This is a genomic window from Lentzea sp. NPDC054927 (genome assembly GCF_053610285.1).
In genome coordinates this window covers 21604-40367 of the sequence record NZ_JBSGXZ010000062.1, presented here as the reverse complement: position 1 = coordinate 40367, position 18764 = coordinate 21604, and the positions used below count along the sequence as shown (strand labels likewise).

Genomic DNA, 18764 nt, shown 5'->3' with positions numbered 1-18764 from the left:
CTTTTCGTCGAGTTGACACCCCTCCCTGGTTGTGGCTCGCTCCTGGTACGGCTTGTGACGGGACCACACCACCAACGCAACCACCTACGCAACGCGCCGCCGCCCAACGCAACAGGCGTGCCATCAACCCGCGCGTGGCGTGGAACTGGTCCTTGATCAGATTGGCGGGGTCCGGGGCGGAGCCCCGAAATCCCTAAAACGCAACGCGCTCAACGCAACCCAACCACCGCACAAAGCCGCGACCGAACCCGCGACCCGAACTCAGAGGTTCGGGAACCAGATCTTGATCTCGCGCTCCGCCGACTCCGCCGAGTCCGACCCGTGCACCAGGTTGAACTGAACCTCAGTCCCGAAGTCCCCACGAATCGTCCCCGGCGTCGCCTTCTCCACCGGGTCGGTCCCTCCAGCCAGCTGACGGAACGCCGGAATCGCCCGAGTCCCCTCGACGACGATCGCCACCAGCGGCCCACCGGTGATGAAGTCCACCAGGTCGGCGTAGAACGACTTGCCATCGTGCTCGGCGTAGTGCTGCTCAGCAGTCGCGCGGTCAGCGGTGCGCAGCTCCAGAGCAGCGAGCTTGAGCCCCTTGCGCTCGATCCGGGCGATCACCTCGCCAACGAGACCACGCTCAACGCCATCGGGCTTAACCAGAACCAGGGTGCGCTCGGACACGACGGTGTGACTCCTCAAAACAGGTCAAACAGGTACGGGAAGTGGCGACAGAGTATCGAACGCCACAGCCCGCACCCGTGAGTGCTCGGTACGCGAGCAAGTGGAACTAGCCGACCACTAGTGCACCAGCACCGGCTGAGCGTCGTCGCGAGACACCGTGACCTGCCGCAGCACGAACACCGCCAGCCCCAACGCCACCGCGACCAGCACCGCCGAAATCCAGAACGCCAGGTGGAACCCCGAGGTCAACGCCTCCAGCCGGCCAACACCGGACGCCACCAGCGACGACGTGTACGAGGTCGAGGTCGTGGCCAGCACAGCCAATCCGAGCGCTCCGCCCACCTGCGCGGTCGTGTTGACCAGCCCGGACGCGAGCCCGGCCTCGTCGTGCGAAGCCCCGGACATCGCCAGCGTCATCAACGCCGGGAACGACAGCCCCAGGCCGATGCCGAGCGGCGCCACCGCGGGCAGGATGTGCGCGACGTACGAGCCGTCGACCGGCACCTGCGTGAACACCACCATGCCGACCAGCATGAACAGCAGGCCCACGATCAGCATGTTCCGCTCGCCGAACCGCGTGTTCAGCCGGGCCGACAGCGACACCGAGAACACCGCGATCGCACCGGCGACGGGCATGAACGCCAAACCGATCTGCAACGGCGTGTACTGCAACACCAGTTGCATGTAGAGCGTGCCGAGGAAGAACAGTCCGAACATGCCGGCGACCATCGAGATCTGCACGAGGTTCGCACCGGTCACGTTGCGGGAGCGGAACACCCGCAACGGCAGCAACGGCTTCGCGGCAGTCCGTTGCCGCCAAACGAAACCGACCAACAGCGCCACCGCGACAGCCCCGAGCCCCAACGTGTGCACCGAGCCGAAGCCGTAGTGCTCAGCCTTGACGATCGTGTACACGCCGAGCATCACCGAGGCGACGATCAGCAGTGCCCCAAGCACATCCGCACCTTCACGCAAGCCAAGACCAACCGAGTCGGGCACCAGTCGCACGGCCGCGATGGCCGCCACGATGCCGATCGGGATGTTCACGAAGAAGATCCAGTGCCACGACATGGCGTCGGTCAGCACGCCGCCGAGCAGCAGGCCGAGGGACGCGCCCGCCGCCGCGACGAAGCTGAACACGCCGATGGCACGGCGCTGCTCCTCCGGCTTCGGGAACATCGTCACGACCATGCCCAGCGTCACGGACGTGGCCAGCGCGCCACCCGCACCCTGCACGAACCTGGAAACGATCAGCATCTCGGAGCTGAACGACACCCCGCACAGCAGCGAGGCGACGGTGAAGACGCCGAGGCCGATCAGGAACACCTTCTTGTGCCCGATCAGGTCGCCGAGGCGTCCGGCGAGCAGCAACAGACCGCCGTAGGCGATCAAGTACGCGTTCACGACCCACGCCAGGCCTGCCTGGCCGAACTTGAGGTCTTCTTCGATCGCGGGCAGCGCGACGTTCACGATCGTCTGGTCCAGCACGATCATCAACATCCCTGCGCACAGCACGATCAGCGCGAGCCAGCGCGAATCCGTCTTCGGTCCCCCTGAGTCCATAAGAGGAACCGTAGCAGATGGTTTTGTACGGGACTATCTTTTATCCAACGGCATGACGCAGAGCACGCTTGCGCGGCGGCTTCTCGCACTGCATCGGCGTGCTCAGCCGGCCTTCCATCAGCCTCGTCAGGCCGTTGACCAGGCCGTGTCGCTCGTCATCCGGCAGCGAACCCAGGACACTCTCGTAGACATCGGCCACGACCTGATCGCCCTTCGCGACCATCTCGCGGCCCAGCTCGGTCACGACGACAACGCGCGCACGGCGATCCACGGCAGACGGCTTGCGCTCGGCGTAACCAGCGGCTTCGAGCGCGTCCAGCGTGACGACCATCGTGGTCTTGTCGATACTGGCCATCTCGGCGATCTCGGACTGCGTGCGATCCGCGTCCAAGGCGCTGGACAACACGCAGCGGGCTCGCGGAGTCAGTCCGATCTCCGCGAGCCTCGCCGTCAGCTCGGTCTCCAGCGCGTGTCCCGTCAGATGCAACAGCATCATCAGGTCAGTACACCTCGTCGTGCCCATGAGCACTACGGTACCAAACTATTCTTGAACAAAACTATTTCCCAGCGGAACTATCGCTCCAGCACCACGACCGACCGTGCCGCGCCGGCCTTCTTCTCCCTGGTCAGCGGCTTCCAGTCGCCGGCGGGCAGCGCGACCGCCTGGTCCGTCGGGTACGGGTTGATCACCACGACCAGCCCGCGCCGCGCCGAGTCCACGTCCGGCCCGACCGTGTCGTCGACGTGCATGACGATCACTCCGGACGCCGCGGCCGGGAACGACACCTTCTGCTGCACCAGGTCCGCGTTCCCCAGCGAGAACAGCGGCGACGACTGGCGGATCCGCAGCAGTTCCAGAGTCGCGTCCAGCGAGGCCTTCATGTCCGCGGGCGAGGGCTTCGCCATGCCCAGCAACGGCTTCGCGTACGGCCACTTCGACTCGTTGTCGGCCTTGGGCGGCAGCCCGCGACCGAATCCGTTGTCGCGCAACGACGGGTCGTAGGGGTTGAACCAATCACCGGAGTCGTAGCTGTTGCGGTCCAACGACTTCGAGCGCAGGAACTCGGTGCCCGCGTGCACGAACGGCCGCCCCTGCCCGAGCAACGCCGGTGCCAGCGCGACGGTCTGCATCTTCACGCGATCCGCGGCGGACGTCTCAGGCTTCAGCTTGTAGGTCAACGCGTCGAACAACGTCTCGTTGTCGTGCGCGTCGACGTACGTGATCGCCTCCAACGGCTGACCGGTGTACCCAGCAGCAGACCCGTTGTACTTCACGTCCCGACCGGAAACCACCGGCCCTGCCGTCGAGCGGAACTGGTACGAGGCCATGTTGCCCGCCATGCCCAGCTTCACCAGGTCGCTGTAGTTCTCCAGCCTCGCAGCCACGTCACCGTTGGCGGGCGAGGAGTTCACGTCCCCGGCCAGTCCGGAACCAAGGCCCTGCACACGCGGGTCGTCGTCGAACGGCCCGCCGCCGCGAACGGCATCGCGCAACCGGTCGCTGAACGTGCCGACACCCGTGCCGGCCATGTTCGCCTGCGTCGCCTGCTCGAACCGGGCGTTGCCGGCGACCTCGCCGAAGTCCCAGCCCTCGCCGTAGACGCCGATCTTGCGGCCGTCCACGCCGTCCTTGTCCACGGTCAGCGCGTCCAGCGCCGCCCGCACCGCGAGGATGTTCGCCTTCGGGTGGTGACCCATCAGGTCGAACCGGAACCCGTCGATCTTGTAGTTGCGCGCCCACCGCACCACGGAGTCCACGACGAGCTTGCCCATCATGGCGTTCTCGGTCGCGGTGTTCGCGCAGCAGGTGGAGTTCGCGACCGAGCCGTCGAGGTTGAGCCGCTGGTAGTAGCCGGGCACGACCTTGTCCAGCACGGACGTCGGCGCGTCACCGAACGCCGCCGTGTGGTTGTAGACGACGTCCACCACCACGCGGTTGCCGTTGTCGTGCAACGACTTCACCATCTCGCGGTACTGCTTGGAGCGCGCCACACCGTTCTGCGCGTCCGCCGTGGCGTACGAGCCCTCGGGCACGTCGTAGTGGAACGGGTCGTAGCCCCAGTTGAAGCCGTCACGACCAGCGACCGCACCCACGCAGGCCTGCTGCTGGTCCGAGTCCGCGGGCAACGACGCCAGGTCACACGCGGGTGTGGCCTGGTCAGAGCGCTTCTCCGGGATCGTCGCGATGTCGAACGTCGGCAGCAGGTGCACGGTGTCCATGCCCGCGGCAGCCAACGTCTTGAGGTGCTTCATGCCCGTCGAATCCCGGTGCGTGAACGCCTTGTAGGTGCCGCGATCAGCAGCGGGCACGGACTGGTCGTTGATCGAGAAGTCCCGCACGTGCAGCTCGGTGATCGCGCCACCCATCCCGCGGGCGACGTCCTTCGACCACCCGGCAGGCATGGACTTGCCGTCCTTGAGGTCGGCGAACTGCGAGTGCGTCGAGTTCACCGACAGCGCGACGGAGTACGGGTCGGTGACCACGACCGTGCGCTGCCAGTTGGTGACCTCGAACTGGTAGTACTTGTTCTTCCAGTTGCCCGCGCCGGACCACGATCCCGAGGCGTCGTCGCGCTTGAGCTGGACGACCTTCGAAGGCTCACCGGAAGGCTGGTCGAACAGGCGCAGCTTCACGTTCGTGGCAGTCGGCGCCCACAGCCTGATCGACGCACGGTCGTGGTCGAACGTCGGCCCGAACGTCAGTTTCGTTGCCGCAGCAGCAAAACGGTCGTCGAGCACGCCCGCGATCTGCACGCTCGTGCGGTGCCGGATCGCGCCACCCGCGTCGACGTGCACAGCGGAAAGCTTGTCCCGCAACGCTTCGTCGACGTACCCGCGCACCTCGAACACCGGCTTGCCCTTGAGGTGCGGGAACTGCGCCGGCACCTCCTCGGTCGTGGGAGCCAACCGCAGCACCCGTGGGCCGTACTCGAGCCGGTAACCGTCGGACTGCACGGACGGCACGTCCCAGACGACCTTGTCCTTGGAGATCCAGATCGCCTTGGCCTTGGTCAGGTCGTCATCCGCGGCCGGGCCGACGCTGGTCGGCAGCAGGTAGGTCTCGTTGCCCTGCAACTGCCACACCTCGTTGCCCTTCTGCCCCAGGTCGAGGAACTGGTCGGAGCCGGGATCCTTCGCGTCTCCGCGGTGGATGATGTAGCTCAGACCTGCCGCACCGGCGGCGAGCGGCACCGACCAGTAGACGCCGTACGCGTCCCGGCCGTCCGGCACGCGCGACTGGTTCCAGCCCGGTGACGGCTCCGCTGACCCGGTCCAGTGGTACATCGTCCAGTCCGCGTAGTCGCCGTCCGCGCGGTTGTAGTGGATCACCGCCCGGTTCTCGGCGGCGGCCTTCGTAGCGTGCACCTTCCCGCCCGCGACCCACGAGTGGCCACTCGTGAACTTGCCTGAAGCCTCAACGGTCGTGCCGCGCACAACAGAGAAATCGGTGGTGGGCGGGAGTTCCGCAACGCCGTTGGTGAACGGCACGTCAGCCCGTCCGGCAACATGCACGACAGCTGCACCAGCGTCACCGACGTAGTGCACGACAGCCTTGCCGGTGGCGGCCTGCTCGGATGGGTGCACAGTCACGTCACCCTGCTTCAGCCACACTTCCGGTGTCACGCTCGGGTCGACGAACCGGTCGACCGACGTGTCCTTCTCGTCGCCCTTGTGCGCGATGAGCCCGACCGACTTGGCGCCCGGCTTCAGCTTGATCCACGCGAAACGCCCGTAGGTGTCCTCCCCCGCGAACGGCAGCGGCGCGTTCCACTCGGTCGGCGTCTCGACGTCACCCCACGCGTGCAGGCCCCAGCCGTCGTAGTTGTCGCGTGCGTAGTGCACGACCAGCCAGTCCGGGTTCTTCGTGCCCGGATCCGGGATCGGCGGGGCCGCCACGAGCGACACGAACGCACCATCGGCACCGATCTCACCGGACTTCGCCACCACGCGCAGCTCGACGCGCTTGCCCACCGCGGCACCGGGAAGTGCCGACAGGTCAGCGAAAACCCGGTACGGAGCAGCGTCGTCAGTGCCGAGCACGGTCCAGTCGCGGGTGCCCTCGACCCGTGCGGCGAAGGTGGCCGCCGCGTTGGGCGCGCCGATGCCGTCCGCACGAAGTTCGACCCGCTTGTCCAGCACGGTTCCGGCAGCCGGGGCGACCAGAACAGGCGACGGCTTCGCAGCCACGACGTCGCTGGTTCCCTTGAGCACCAACGACGACAGCGCGGGCACGGTGACCGTGACGCGGCCGTTCTGCACCTGAACGTTCTCGAAGGCAGAAGACGACACCGGCACGGTCACGGTCGCAGGCGAGGTGCCGGCGTTCGCGACGACGAGGTGCTCGCGGCCCAGAATGCGGCTGAACGCGAACACATCGGCGTCGGCATACCTGAGCACCTGGTTGCCGTCACGCCACACGGGATCGCGGTCCACCTGGGCGGCGAGGGCCTTGAGCTGCTGATACAGCGGGTGCGAGGTGGTGAAGTTGTCCTGCGCGCCGGTGCGATCGCTGCCGATCAGCTTCTCCGCCATGTACTCCGGCGTCTTCGAGGCGAACATGTCCTGGCGCGCCAGCTTGTCGCCGCCGGTGCCCGCGAAACCCTGCTCGTCGCCGTAATAGACGACCGGGTTGCCGCGCCACAGGTACATCAGGGTGTTGCCGAGCTTGAGCCGCTCCAGCAGTTCCGCGTCCGAGATGCCCGGCCGGTCGTTGCGGATCATCCAGGCGATGCGGCCCATGTCGTGGTTGCCGAGGAACGTGGGCAGCGACGAGGCGTTGGAGTCGGCGTCGGTGTAGCGGTCGTCGTCCAGCAGCACCTCACCGAGGCGCTGGGAACCCTTGCCGGACAGGAAGCTCACCGCGCTGCTCTGGAACGGGAAGTCCAGCGTGGCCTGCATCTTGCCGGTGGTCGTGTACTTCGAGGTGTTCTCCGGGGAGGAGTCGAAGACCTCGCCGAACACGAAGAAGTCCTTCTTGCCCTTGCGGCTCGCGTACTGCTTCACGTGCGGCGCGAGGGCCTGCCAGAACTCCAGATTGACGTGCTTGACGGTGTCGACCCGGTAGCCGTCGATGTCGAGGGTGTCGATCCAGCTGGTGAAGATGTCCTCCATCCCGTTGACCACGCGCGGGTGCTCGGTCATCAGGTCGTCGAGGCCGGAGAAGTCGCCCTGTTCGCTCGACTCGCCGGAGAACGTCGAGTCGCCGCGGTTGTGGTAAAGCGTGGAGTCGTTGAGCCACAACGGGAACTTGGTCGGGCCGTCTTTCACCGGCGTGTACGGGAAGGACTTCTTCGCGTCCAGCTTCGGGAAGTCCTTCTTGCTCGCGTAGTCCGCGATGTCGAACGGCTTGCCGTCGGCGTCCAGGTACGGCTGCGCGCCCGTGCTGACGTACTGGGTCTTGTTCTCGGCGTACTTGATCACGTCGGCGGTGTGGTTCGCGACGATGTCGAAGAACACCTTGATGCCACGGCGGTGCGCGTCGCGGATCAGGTCGCGCATCTCCTGCGTGGTGCCGAAGTGCGGGTCCAGCTTGGTGAAGTCGAGCGTCCAGTAACCGTGGTAGCCGGCTGAATCGCCCTGCACCCAGCGGTTGAGGAACATCGGCGTCATCCAGATCGCCGTGATGCCCATGCCGTCGAGGTAGTCGAGCTTCCCGCGCAGGCCCTTGAGGTCGCCGCCGTGGTAGAAGCCCTTGTCAGCGGGGTTGAACCCGTTCTCGGCGGCGTTCGAGCGGCCGCTGTCGTTGCCGGGGTCGCCGTTCGCGAACCGGTCGGGCATCACGAAGTAGAAGCGTTCACCCCGCAGGTCGTCGCGCTTGGGCGGCAACGCGAGTCTCGCATCTCCGTCGCGCACACCGGGCGCTATGTCCACCACCTCCCCCACGGCCAGACGTTGCGGTGGTGCGGCAACGGCCTGGACGGGTGTGAGAGGGAGCAGAACCAGTGCAGCGAGCGCGGCGACGACCCGACGCATCGCGACCTCCTTGTCGCAAACTCTTGCAGGGTTGCTGCACGAAACCACGACAATCAGCGGGAAACAATACGTCGGGCCTTGCAAATTTTTGCGATCAGCCTGCTGGGCGCTTGTACGTGATCGCGAGCCGGAGCGGGTGCGAACGCCACTCGTTGACCGCCATTCCGGCGATCACGCCGATGCCCTCGACGGACTCCGGCGTCGCCGGGGCGCTGCGGCTCGGCGACCCCGCCAGCGGTCCTTCCACGGGCGGAGGCGAGAACTGGGCGATGACGACCTGCTGACCCTCGCGCTGCTGCACGGCCAGCAGGACGTGCGGATCCGCCTGCTCGCCCTGGCTCTGGACGGGTTCGAGGGAGAGGTACTCGCCTCGTTCCGCAGCCTCGCCGCACATCCGGCCGGCCCACCTGAAGGCGTTCATGACGTCGTCGTCGGAGAGCTCGGCGTCCGCTTCCGGCAGCGTGACCTGCACCAGGTGCGTGCCGTGCGCGGTCATGTTGCCGTCGGTGGTGAAGCGGTCGGGGATCATCGCTTCGCCGGTGTCGACGTCGATGAGGAGCATGTCGCGGAACCGGGTGTCCGTGAGCGGCGACCGGCCCATGAGACCGCGGCCGAGCATGTCCTTCAGCTTGGGATCGGTCGTCCGCCAGTACGTCGTCCGGTCACCGATCTGCAGGCCGATGAAGTCCTTGACCGGCAGGCTCGGCAGCGCCGTCAGGAGGGTCTGACCTGGCGCGACCGGCGGCGGTGGTGCCTGGACCTGGAACGGCGGCAGCGACGCGAACGGCGGATCCACCCGCGCGGTGCGGACCACGTGGTGCGCCCACGCCCGCACTCGGGACAACGGGTGGTCGGGGAACCTCGCGTCGTAGCGGGGATCGTCGCCCGCGTGGAACGGCAACACGCCCTGCAGCTCCGGCGCGTACGGGTGCGGTTTGACCCACTGCTCGAACCCGATCTCGGACGCCAGCACGGCCTCACGCGCACCCGTCATGCCGCGTTCCAGCGCCCCGAGTTGCAGCACAGCGCTGCAGTTCGCCTTGGGGATCGTGAAGGAGCAGAGGAAAACCTGCCCGTTCGGCTGGTTCGGCAGCGGCATCTTGACGATCCGCAGCAGCGCGGGCACCCCGGCGAGCTGGACGACGTGCGCCTCGATCAGGCAGCCGGTCTCGCCGTGGATCAGGGCGAGGTCGTGCCTGAGCTCGGGCAGGTCGTCCAGCCCGGCCGGCAGGTCTGGCACCAGGTTGTAGTAGGCCAGATCGGCCTGGTCACCGCTGGGATGCTGCCAGGTGTTCTGGTCGAGCTGACGGAAGCCGGTGGTGTCGAACGAGATGGGCACGCACCGACACTACGGCGATCGTCAGACGGCCTTGAGCGTTTTGGACCAGAGTGAGGCGCCTGTCGCGTCGCGCAGCCACACCGTGAGCTCGTCGCGGTCCGCCTTGACCTCGCCGAAGTGCTGGAAGCCGTCCAGCGGCGTGGTGTTGGCGGCGGGCGGGGCGTGCACGAACACGGCCTGCGGGCCGAACGTCGGGTCGAGCGTGTTCGGGCCGAACGCACCGGAGTGCAGCGGGCCGGACACGAACTCCCAGAACGGGTCGAAGTCGCCCACGGCCGCGCGCTCGGGCGAGTAGTGGTGCGCCGCGGTGTAGTGGACGTCCGCGGTGAGCCACACGGTGTTCTTGACGCGGCGCTTCTTGAGCTCCCGCAACACCCAGGCGATCTCGTGCTCACGGCCATTGGGCGCACCCGGCAGGCCGTTCGCGACGCCCTCGATGTCCGCGCCGTCCGGGACGGTGAGGCCGATCGGCAGGTCCGCCGCGATGATCTTCCACGTGGCGGTGCTGCGGGCCAGTTCGCGGACGAGCCACTGCGTCTGCTTCGCGCCGAGGATCACGCCGGGCTGGTCCTTGGGTGAGGTGTTCTTGTCCTTGTAGGTGCGCATGTCGAGCACGAAGATCTCGACGTTGCGGCCGTAGGAGAACTTCCGGTAGACCCGGCCGTCCACAGCCGCCTTCTGATCGATCGGCATCCACTCGTGGAACGCCTGGAAAGCGCGCTGTGCCAACACGTCCACGCGCTTCTCGGTGTACTGCGGGAGTTCCAGGATCTCGCCGGGGTACCAGTTGTTGGTGACCTCGTGATCGTCCCACTGCGCGAAGATCGGGACCTGGGCGGCGAACCGCTTGAGGTTGTCGTCGAGCAGGTTGTAGGCGAACTGGCCGCGGTACTCGTCGAGCGTCTCGGCGACCTTGGTCTTCTCCGGCGTGACGAGGTTGCGCCAGATCCGGCCGTCCGGGAGCGTCACCGTCGGCTGCATCGGGTTGTCGGAGTAGACGCTGTCGCCGCTGTGGATGAAGAAGTCGGGCCTGCGGTCGGCCATCGCCTTGAAGATCGGCATGCCGCCGATGTCCGGGTTGATGCCCCAGCCCTGGCCCGCGACGTCACCGGACCACACGAACCGCACCTCGTCGCGGCCGATCGGGGCGGTGGTGAAGCTGCCGGTGACCGGTTCACTGCAGGTGCGGCCGTGCAGGTCCTCTGCCGTGACGCGGTAGTAGGCGGAACGGCCGGGCGGCAGGTGGCCGACCCTGACCTGCCCGGTGCCGCCGGTGTCCGGGGTGAGCAACGGCCCGCGGACGCGGCGGGAGAAGCGGAACTTCGGGTCGTTGGACACCTCGACGAGCATCCGGGACGGACGGTCGGCGCGGGTCCACACGATGCCGCCGTCCCAGGTGACGTCGCCGGACTGCACGCCGTGCGTGAGGGTCGGGCGGTCAGTCTTGGCGAGGCTGATGCCGGAGGGCACCAGCGCCGCGGCCGTGCCGAGTGCGCCTGCCTTGAACAACGTGCGACGGTCGAAGGTCATGCGCGGTTTCTAGTCGCTGGTTCTGACCAGCCGTGGAACCCGAAGTGAACTTCACCGGGCGGCGCGACCGCGGCGCCCGGTGAACCCGGTCAGGACAGGCGCTTGAGCCAGTCCGTGATGATCTGCCGGGACGCGGGCGTGGCGTGCACCCACGTCTGGTGGTTCTGGTCGGTGTACTTGACCACGAGCCAGCGGCCGTCCTCGAAGTCGATCGTGGTGAGGAAGGTCTTGGCCCGCTGCCTGCCCTCGCCGTTGCGCTTCGCCGCGTACAGCTTCGCCGTGCCCTTGCGGGGCTGGGCGAGCAGCTGGCGCAGCGAGATCGACGGCGACGCCTTGCCCTGCTGGTGCACGTTGATCTCCGACGCGTGCACGTTGATCGACGCGCCACGACCGGCCGGCACGTCCGGCAGCTGCATCGCGAGGACCTCCGGCGCGTTCTCCGGCCGGATCGGGTGCAGCTGCACGAACCCGTTGTCGTGCACGGCGAGCACACCGTGCTGCGAGTTCGACGCGACCACCACGGGCCTGGTCTCGCTCGGCGTGACAGCGATCCACGCCGAGTAGTCCTGCTCCGCCTTGGCGATCAGGTGCAACGTGCCCCGCACGTCCGGGTGGTCCAGCCCGACCCGGCGCAGCTCGCCGATGACGTCGCGCTCGATCACCGCGCGCTCGTCATCGGTCTCGCCAGGAGAGTCGACGTGCAGCGCGGGGTGGTACTCCCCGAGCTTCTCCTGCTTCCACAGCACGTCGAAGGCGAGGTCGGACAGCTGAATGGACGAGCGCAGCACGCTCACCCCCCGATCGTCGGCGGTGCGACCATCGGCATGTCACCGATGATCTCGTTCGTGTTCTCCTCGGTGATCAGGTAGTCGGCGGACTTGTGCTCCAAGTCGTCCTCGCCCTGACCCTTCTGCCCCTGGCCACCCATGCCGCCCATACCGGCGGCACCAGCGCGGCCACCCGCACCCGCGGCACCACCGCGCGCGCCGGCGTTCGGGCCGCTCTCACCCATGGCGCCGAACACACCGGACTTGCCGCCGGGCTGCTGCCCCGCGTTGCCGCTGCTGCCAGTGCCACTGCCGACGCCGCCGAGGCCACCGCCACCGACCTTGCCGCCCGCGCCGCCGCCGCCACCGCCTGTGCCGAACTTGCCGCCGGCTCCGCCACCACCGCGACCGCCACCGGTTCCGCCGGGCCCACCCAAGCCGGGACCACCGGGCACACCGATGGGCGGGATACCCGTGTTCGGCGGCCGGTCGATCACGGTGCCGGCGGGCGGCTTGCCACCGCCGGGGCCACCGAGGTCACCGGGCCTGCCGGGGCCGCCGACCCTGCCGTCGTCGCCGCCGCTGACCCCACTGGTGGTGGTCTGGTCGCCGGTCGTGCTGCCGGGCGGGGTCCAGGTGGTGCCGGTCGGCCCCTGCGGCGAGCCGGTGGTGTTCGGCGAGCCGGGGTTGCCGGACGGGCGACCCGTGTTGCTGACGTTCGTGGTGTTGTTCTCACCGTTGCCGCTGCCGGTGTTGATGACCTCGACGTTCAGCGTGTCGGCCGTGACGCCGGGGAACTGCTTGGGCAGCTCACCGCGGTTGGTGTTGCTGGCGCTCTGGAACTCGCTGTAGACCTTGCGGTTGTGCGACTCTTCGGAGTTGTAGCTGTTGACCGCGTCCTCGGTGTCGGTGTCCCACGGCGACACGTCGTCCCAGAAACCGGTCTCCGGCTTGCTCGCCGGCATGTTCTTGAGCTGACCCTTGTTGTAGTTGAACTGGTAGACCTGGTTCGACAACGAGTGGTCGGCCTGGCGCAGGGCGTCCTGCATCTGGATCATGGCCTGGTTGATGGGGTTGGCGGCGGCCTGGGCGGCATCGGCACTCGCACCGGTCCACGCCTCACCGAGGGTCTCGCCAACCTTCTTGAGCCGCTGCTCGATCCCGGCGTAGCCACGCTCCAGCGCGGTGGCGGCGTTCGCGGCCGCCTGAGCCGATCCGGTGCCAGGGCCGCCGGTCATCTGGGCGTAGATCTCGTGTCCGGAGAACCCGTCGGCGCGAGTGTTGTCCTGGGTGAAGCAGCTGGGCGCTGGGCGTGTCATTTCGCACCTGCCTTGATCGTCGTCATAGCCAGGTTCGCGAACTCGGTGACCGCACCACACGGATCCGCGAACTTGGGGCTGCCGTTGAAGCTCGAGAAGGTGAAGAGGATCGCCTTCTCATCGGAAACGCCGACGAGAACCTCACAACCGCCGTCCTTGCGCTGGTCGACAGCAAGGGCGAGGTACGCCGGGTAGCCCTGGATCTCGGGCTGCGGCTCGAACACCTGGTAGGTCGCGTCCTTGTTGGGGAGGATGGTGGAGAGGTTCGTGCCCTCCGGAAGGATCCCCAGCCCAGGAGTCATCTTTCCCGCCGTGCTCGCACCCAACCAGGTGCAGGCAGGTCCGGGGGAAGTGGTGTTGACCTTGCCGTTGACCCCGGGCAGCCCGAACTCCTGGACCTGAGCCGCGGTGACCGCGCTGCACGGATCAGCCTCGAAGGCCTTCACGTCGAGCGGGTTCTGCACCTTGGGCGCGCCACCGCTGTTGCTGTTGCTGGTGCTGGTCGGCTGAGTCCCGTTGGTCGGCGTGCCGGTGGTACCGCCGCCAGTACCGCAGCCCGCCAGCAGTGCGAGTGCGGCGGTGCCAACGACGAGGGTTCGGATGCGCAACAGCTCAGTCCTTCGGCTTCATGTTGGCCTCGTTGCCCTGCTCGGTCTGCTCGTACTGCTGCAGGGTGGCCTTGAGGTTGTCAATACGAGTGGTCAGCGTGGTTTGCAGCTGCTTGTTCGACTGCTGATGCATCTGGCCCGCGGTGACCGCGTAGTTCGCGTAGACCTTGCTCGGCATGTCCAGGCCGGCACCCTGGACAGTGGTCAGCAACTTGCCGGACTGCTCAGCCTGAATCAGCTCGTCGCGGATCGACTCGTACTCCTTGATCGCGGCGCGCAGTGTCTCCAGATCGACCTTGGTCCCGCTCATCCCCAGTACCCCTCCTTGCAGATTCGTGCGTCTAGCAGCATAGCGCCAGGCCACGAGCCTCGTCCCGGTTTCAAAGCACGATCGGGTGAACAAGGCGAAGGGTCACCGCGACATTGCGACAAGCACGGGTACGAAGTGCGACACGCGTCGTTCTTCGACCGTTTTCGTCAGCGCACAATGCCGCTCTGCGAGTTCTTCGACGCACTACTGTCAAATAGCGCGGACGCGGGACGAGCGGAATTCGTAACAGGCTTTACCTTTGTCAGCCGGCTTGCTGCTGTTGTTGCTGCGCGGGCAGGCGGCCTTCCGCCATCCGCTTCAGCAGGTCCTTGCGCAGCCACAGCAGGTACGCCCACACCAGGCCGAAGATCACGCCGATCACGCCCATCGCGGGCAGCAGCAGCCACGACGCGATCAGCAGCACGTGCAGGCCCACTACGGCGGCGATGGCCCAGGGGCGGCGGACGAAGGCGCACATCGCGATGAACACCGCGATGAAGCCGAAGGCGACCCAGCCGGCCAGGGAGGTGACGCCGCCGTGCAGTTTGGCGATCACGGGGAGGGCCAGGGCCACGACGATCACCTCGAGGATCAGCGTGCCGGCCATGATGCCCCGGAACGCCTTCATCGGGTCCTTCTTGAGAGGGGCCGGGGAGGTCATGCCGGCTCCTTTCCGAACAGGGCGCGGGCCTCGCCGGCGGTGACGACGGAGCCGGTGACGATGATGCCGCCGCCGGACTGCTCGTCGTCGATCAGGTGGATGGCTTCCTCGATGGCGTCGACCAGGCGGGGGCGCACTTCGAAGCGGTCCTCGCCGAAGATCGGGACGGCCAGGCCGGCCAGCAGGTCCGGGTCCATCGCGCGGGGCGAGGAGTTGGTGGTGATCACCAGTTCCTGCACTACCGGCTCCAGCGCCGCCAGGATGCCCTCGGCGTCCTTGTCGGACATGACCGCGACTACGGCGACCAGCTTGCGGAAGCCGAACTCGGACTCCAAAGCTTTGGCCAGAGCCGCGGCGCCGTGGGGGTTGTGTGCGGCGTCGACGAAGACGTTGGGCGCGGAACGCACGCGTTCCAGGCGGCCCGGCGTCACGACCGAGGCGAAGCCCTCGCGGACCATCTCGATGTCGATCTTGCGCTCGGGGCCGGCGCCGAAGAAGGCTTCGACCGCGGCCAGCGCGAGGGCGGCGTTCTTCGCCTGGTGTTCGCCGTGCAGTGGAAGGAAGATGTCCTCGTAGACCCCGCCCAGGCCCTGCAGGGTGATCATCTGGCCGCCTACGGCCACGGACCTCGACAGGACGCCGAACTCGCTGCCGAAACGGGCGACCATCGCGTCCACCTCGGCGACGCGTTCCAGGATCACCCGCATGACCTCGGGGGTCTGCTCCGCGACGATCGCGACCGCGCCGGGCTTGATGATGCCGGCCTTCTCCACCGCGATGTCCTCGGGACGGTTGCCCAGGTACTCGGTGTGGTCGACGCCGATCGGGGTCAGCACGGCGACGCGGGCGTCCACGATGGACGTCGCGTCCCAGGTGCCGCCCATGCCCACCTCTACCACGGCGACGTCGACAGGGGCGTCCGCGAAGGCCGCGTAGGCCATGCCGGTGAGCAGTTCGAACTTGCTCATCCGAATCTCGGACTGGCTGTCCACCATGGCGACGTACGGCTCGATGTCGCGGTAGACCTCGACGTAGCGCTCGGGGCTGATCGGCTGGTTGTCGAGGCTGATGCGTTCGGTCGCGAGCTGCAGGTGCGGGCTCGTGTACCGGCCGGTGCGCAGGCCGATGCGGGTGAAGAGCGCATCGGCCATGCGCGACGTCGACGTCTTGCCGTTCGTGCCCGTCAGCTGAACCACGGGGTAGTTCGTCTGCGGGTCGCCCAGCACGTGCGCCAGCGCCTTGATCCGGTCCAGCGACGGCTCGAGCTTGGTCTCGGGCCACCGCTGGTTGAGCTCGTTCTCGACGTCGAGGAACTCGTCGAGGTTGGTTTCCACTTGCTTACGCCTCCGGGAGCGCGGCGAGGCGCTCGTTGATGCGGGCGATCTCGGACTCGGCCGTGGCCTTGCGCTCCTCGATCTTGGCCTTGACGTCGGCGGGCGCCTTGGCGAGGAACGCCTCGTTGCCCAGCTTCTTCGTCGTGCCCTCGAGTTCCTTCTGCGCCACGGCCAGGTCCTTGGCCAGCCGCTTGCGCTCGGCCGCGACGTCGATCGTGCCGGACAGGTCCAGCTCGACCTTGACCGCGCCCTTGGGCAGGCCGACCTCGAGCGTCGCGGAGACGGTGAACTCGTCGCCCGGCTCGGTCAGCCGCGTCAGCGAACGCACGGACGGGACCTGGTCGATCAGGCCGACGCAGCACGCGCCGCGGACCTTGCCCGCGACCTTCTGGCCCGGCTTGAGGCCCTGCTCGGAACGGAACCGGCGGATCTCGGTCGCGAGCTTCTTCAGGCCCTCGATCTCCGCCGCCGCGTCGGCATCCCGCTCGGCACCCGAGACGGACGGCCACGCGGCCACGACGAGCGACTCGCCGCCGGTCAGCGACGTCCACAGCGTCTCGGTGATGAACGGGATCGACGGGTGCAGCAGGCGCAGCAGGACGTCGAGGACGTGGCCCAGGACGGACTGCGTGGCCTCGGCGCGGCCGTCCGCGATCTGGACCTTCGCGATCTCCAGGTACCAGTCGCAGAACTCGTCCCACGTGAAGCTGTACAGCGCCTCGCAGGCACGGGAGAACTGGAACGCCTCGAAGTTTGAGTCCACAGTGGACACCAACGCGTCGAGCTCGTCGAGGATCCAGCGGTCGGCCGCCGTCAGCTCGGAACGCTCCGGCAGCGGACGGGCCACCGTCGCACCGTTGGCCAGCGCGAAACGGGTGGCGTTCCACAGCTTCGTGGTGAAGCTGCGTGAGCCGACCGCCCGCTCCTCGGAGACGGCCATGTCCGAACCGGGGTTCGTGCCGCGCAGCAGCGTGAACCGCGTGACGTCCGCGCCGTAGCGCTCCATCCAGTCCAGCGGGTCGATGCCGTTGCCCTTGGACTTCGACATCTTCTTGCCGTACTGGTCACGGATCAGGCCGTGCAGGAAGACGTGGTCGAACGGCGGGACCTCGTCCATCGCGTACAGACCGAACATCATCATCCGGACGACCCAGAAGAACAGGATGTCGTAGCCGGTGGAGAGAACGGACGTCGGATAGAACTTGCGAAGGTCCTCGGTGGACTCCGGCCAGCCCAGCGTCGAGAACGGCCACAGGCCCGAGGAGAACCACGTGTCGAGGACGTCCTCGTCCTGACGCCAGCCCTCACCGGTGGGCACCTCGTCGTCCGGTCCGACGCAGACGACCTCGCCGTTCGGGCCGTAGAAGACCGGAATGCGGTGGCCCCACCACAACTGGCGCGAGATGCACCAGTCGTGCAGGTTGTCGGTCCAGTCGAAGTAGCGCTTGTTCAGCTCGGCCGGGTGGATCTTGGTGCGGCCGTCGCGGACGGCGGCGGACGCGGCCGCGGCGATGGTCTCGACCTTGACCCACCACTGCAGCGACAGGCGCGGCTCGACGACCGTGTTGCACCGCGAGCAATGCCCGACGGAGTGAACGTACGGCCGCTTCTCCGCGACGATCCGGCCGTCGGCGCGCAGTGCCGCGACGATCGCGGGACGCGCCTCGAACCTGTCCATCCCCTCGAACGGGCCGTGCGCGGTGATCGTGGCGCGGCCGTCCATGATCGTGAGGTTCGGCAGGCCGTGGCGCTGGCCGATCTCGAAGTCGTTCGGGTCGTGGGCGGGCGTCACCTTGACCGCGCCCGTGCCGAACTTCGGGTCGACGTGCGCGTCGGCGACGATCGGGATCCGGCGGCCGGTGAGCGGCAGCTCGACCTCGGTGCCGATGAGGTGCCGGTAGCGCTCGTCGTCCGGGTGGACGGCGACCGCGGTGTCACCCAGCATCGTCTCGGCGCGCGTGGTCGCGACGACGATCGACGCGTCACCGTCGCCGTAGCGGATCGAGACGAGCTCGCCGTCGTCCTCGCTGTGGTCGACCTCGATGTCCGAGAGCGCCGTCTGGCAGCGCGGGCACCAGTTGATGATCCGCTCGGCCTGGTAGATGAGGCCGTCGTCGTACATCTTCTTGAAGATCGTCTGGACGGCGCGCGACAGCCCCTCGTCCATGGTGAAGCGCTCGCGCGACCAGTCGATGCCGTCGCCGAGCCGCTTCATCTGGTCGAGGATCTTGCCGCCGTACTCCTCTTTCCACTCCCAGACGCGCTCGACGAACTTCTCGCGCCCGAGGTCCTGCCGGGACATGCCCTGCTTGGCCAGGTCGCGCTCGACGGCGTTCTGGGTCGCGATGCCGGCGTGGTCCATGCCCGGCAGCCACAGCACCTCGTAGCCCTGCATGCGGCGACGCCGGCTCAGCGCGTCCATCACGCTGTGGTTCATGGCGTGACCCATGTGCAGCGAACCGGTGACGTTCGGCGGGGGCAGCACGATCGTGAACGGCGGCTTGTCGCTCTTGACGTCCGCCTCGAAGTACCGCCGGTCGACCCACCGCTGGTACAGCTCCGCCTCTACCTCCGCCGGAGTCCACGCGGCGGGGAGGTCAGGACGCTGGGTTGCGGTGTCGAGTTCAGTCACAGCTGTCAAGTCTACGGAGGCTTGGGTATCGACTTGAATCGAGATACCTGCTAACG

General features: G+C 67.5%; 13 protein-coding genes. All 13 read right to left on the bottom strand.

Annotation, left to right across the window (positions count from 1 at the left end; all coding sequences use genetic code 11):
• Positions 1-261: 261 nt before the first annotated feature.
• A complete protein-coding gene (gene ndk, locus ACWGE0_RS42750; protein ID WP_452266589.1) occupies positions 262-672 on the bottom strand; it encodes a nucleoside-diphosphate kinase in 411 nt (136 codons plus the stop codon).
• A 117-nt stretch (positions 673-789) separates the two neighbouring features.
• Complete coding sequence (locus ACWGE0_RS42745) at positions 790-2235, bottom strand: DHA2 family efflux MFS transporter permease subunit (RefSeq protein ID WP_452266588.1); 1446 nt, start codon at positions 2233-2235, stop codon at positions 790-792.
• 40 nt (positions 2236-2275) lie between these two features.
• On the bottom strand, positions 2276-2731 hold the full coding sequence (locus ACWGE0_RS42740) for a MarR family winged helix-turn-helix transcriptional regulator (RefSeq protein ID WP_452266587.1): 456 nt from the start codon (positions 2729-2731) through the stop codon (positions 2276-2278).
• 77 nt (positions 2732-2808) lie between these two features.
• Positions 2809-8208, bottom strand: coding sequence for a pullulanase-type alpha-1,6-glucosidase (pulA, locus tag ACWGE0_RS42735; protein ID WP_452266586.1), 5400 nt, complete (start codon positions 8206-8208; stop codon positions 2809-2811).
• A 94-nt stretch (positions 8209-8302) separates the two neighbouring features.
• Positions 8303-9547 carry a hypothetical protein gene (locus ACWGE0_RS42730; RefSeq protein WP_452266585.1) on the bottom strand — a complete coding sequence of 415 codons (1245 nt, stop codon included), beginning with the start codon at positions 9545-9547 and terminating at the stop codon, positions 8303-8305.
• A gap of 21 nt (positions 9548-9568) precedes the next feature.
• Positions 9569-11077: an alkaline phosphatase D family protein gene (locus ACWGE0_RS42725; RefSeq protein ID WP_452266584.1), complete on the bottom strand. Its 1509-nt coding sequence runs from the start codon at positions 11075-11077 to the stop codon at positions 9569-9571.
• 89 nt (positions 11078-11166) lie between these two features.
• Positions 11167-11871 (bottom strand): ESX secretion-associated protein EspG, encoded by a 705-nt coding sequence (locus tag ACWGE0_RS42720; RefSeq protein ID WP_452266583.1) that lies wholly within the window; start codon positions 11869-11871, stop codon positions 11167-11169.
• On the bottom strand, positions 11868-13163 hold the full coding sequence (locus tag ACWGE0_RS42715) for a hypothetical protein (protein WP_452266582.1): 1296 nt from the start codon (positions 13161-13163) through the stop codon (positions 11868-11870). The genes ACWGE0_RS42720 and ACWGE0_RS42715 overlap by 4 nt, the downstream gene beginning before the upstream one ends.
• Positions 13160-13771, bottom strand: coding sequence for a DUF3558 domain-containing protein (locus tag ACWGE0_RS42710; RefSeq protein ID WP_452266581.1), 612 nt, complete (start codon positions 13769-13771; stop codon positions 13160-13162). The genes ACWGE0_RS42715 and ACWGE0_RS42710 overlap by 4 nt, the downstream gene beginning before the upstream one ends.
• A 4-nt stretch (positions 13772-13775) precedes the next feature.
• Positions 13776-14081, bottom strand: coding sequence for a PE domain-containing protein (locus ACWGE0_RS42705; RefSeq protein ID WP_452266580.1), 306 nt, complete (start codon positions 14079-14081; stop codon positions 13776-13778).
• 262 nt (positions 14082-14343) lie between these two features.
• Positions 14344-14742, bottom strand: coding sequence for a DUF4233 domain-containing protein (locus tag ACWGE0_RS42700; protein ID WP_452266579.1), 399 nt, complete (start codon positions 14740-14742; stop codon positions 14344-14346).
• The gene (gene folC, locus ACWGE0_RS42695; protein WP_452266578.1) at positions 14739-16076 is read right to left on the bottom strand and encodes a bifunctional tetrahydrofolate synthase/dihydrofolate synthase; all 1338 of its coding nucleotides are present in this window, start codon (positions 16074-16076) and stop codon (positions 14739-14741) included. The genes ACWGE0_RS42700 and folC overlap by 4 nt, the downstream gene beginning before the upstream one ends.
• A gap of 4 nt (positions 16077-16080) precedes the next feature.
• Positions 16081-18708 (bottom strand): valine--tRNA ligase, encoded by a 2628-nt coding sequence (locus ACWGE0_RS42690; protein ID WP_452266577.1) that lies wholly within the window; start codon positions 18706-18708, stop codon positions 16081-16083.
• Between the last annotated feature and the right edge of the window lie 56 nt (positions 18709-18764).

Bases quoted from the DNA above. Each gene is read 5' to 3' on its own strand.
- ACWGE0_RS42745 (WP_452266588.1), bottom strand. From the start codon at position 2,235: ATGGACTCAGGGGGACCGAAGACGGATTCGCGCTGGCTCGCGCTGATC.
- ACWGE0_RS42740 (WP_452266587.1), bottom strand. From the start codon at position 2,731: ATGATGCTGTTGCATCTGACGGGACACGCGCTGGAGACCGAGCTGACG.
- pulA (WP_452266586.1), bottom strand. From the start codon at position 8,208: ATGCGTCGGGTCGTCGCCGCGCTCGCTGCACTGGTTCTGCTCCCTCTC.
- ACWGE0_RS42725 (WP_452266584.1), bottom strand. From the start codon at position 11,077: ATGACCTTCGACCGTCGCACGTTGTTCAAGGCAGGCGCACTCGGCACG.
- ACWGE0_RS42715 (WP_452266582.1), bottom strand. From the start codon at position 13,163: ATGACACGCCCAGCGCCCAGCTGCTTCACCCAGGACAACACTCGCGCC.
- ACWGE0_RS42705 (WP_452266580.1), bottom strand. From the start codon at position 14,081: ATGAGCGGGACCAAGGTCGATCTGGAGACACTGCGCGCCGCGATCAAG.
- ACWGE0_RS42700 (WP_452266579.1), bottom strand. From the start codon at position 14,742: ATGACCTCCCCGGCCCCTCTCAAGAAGGACCCGATGAAGGCGTTCCGG.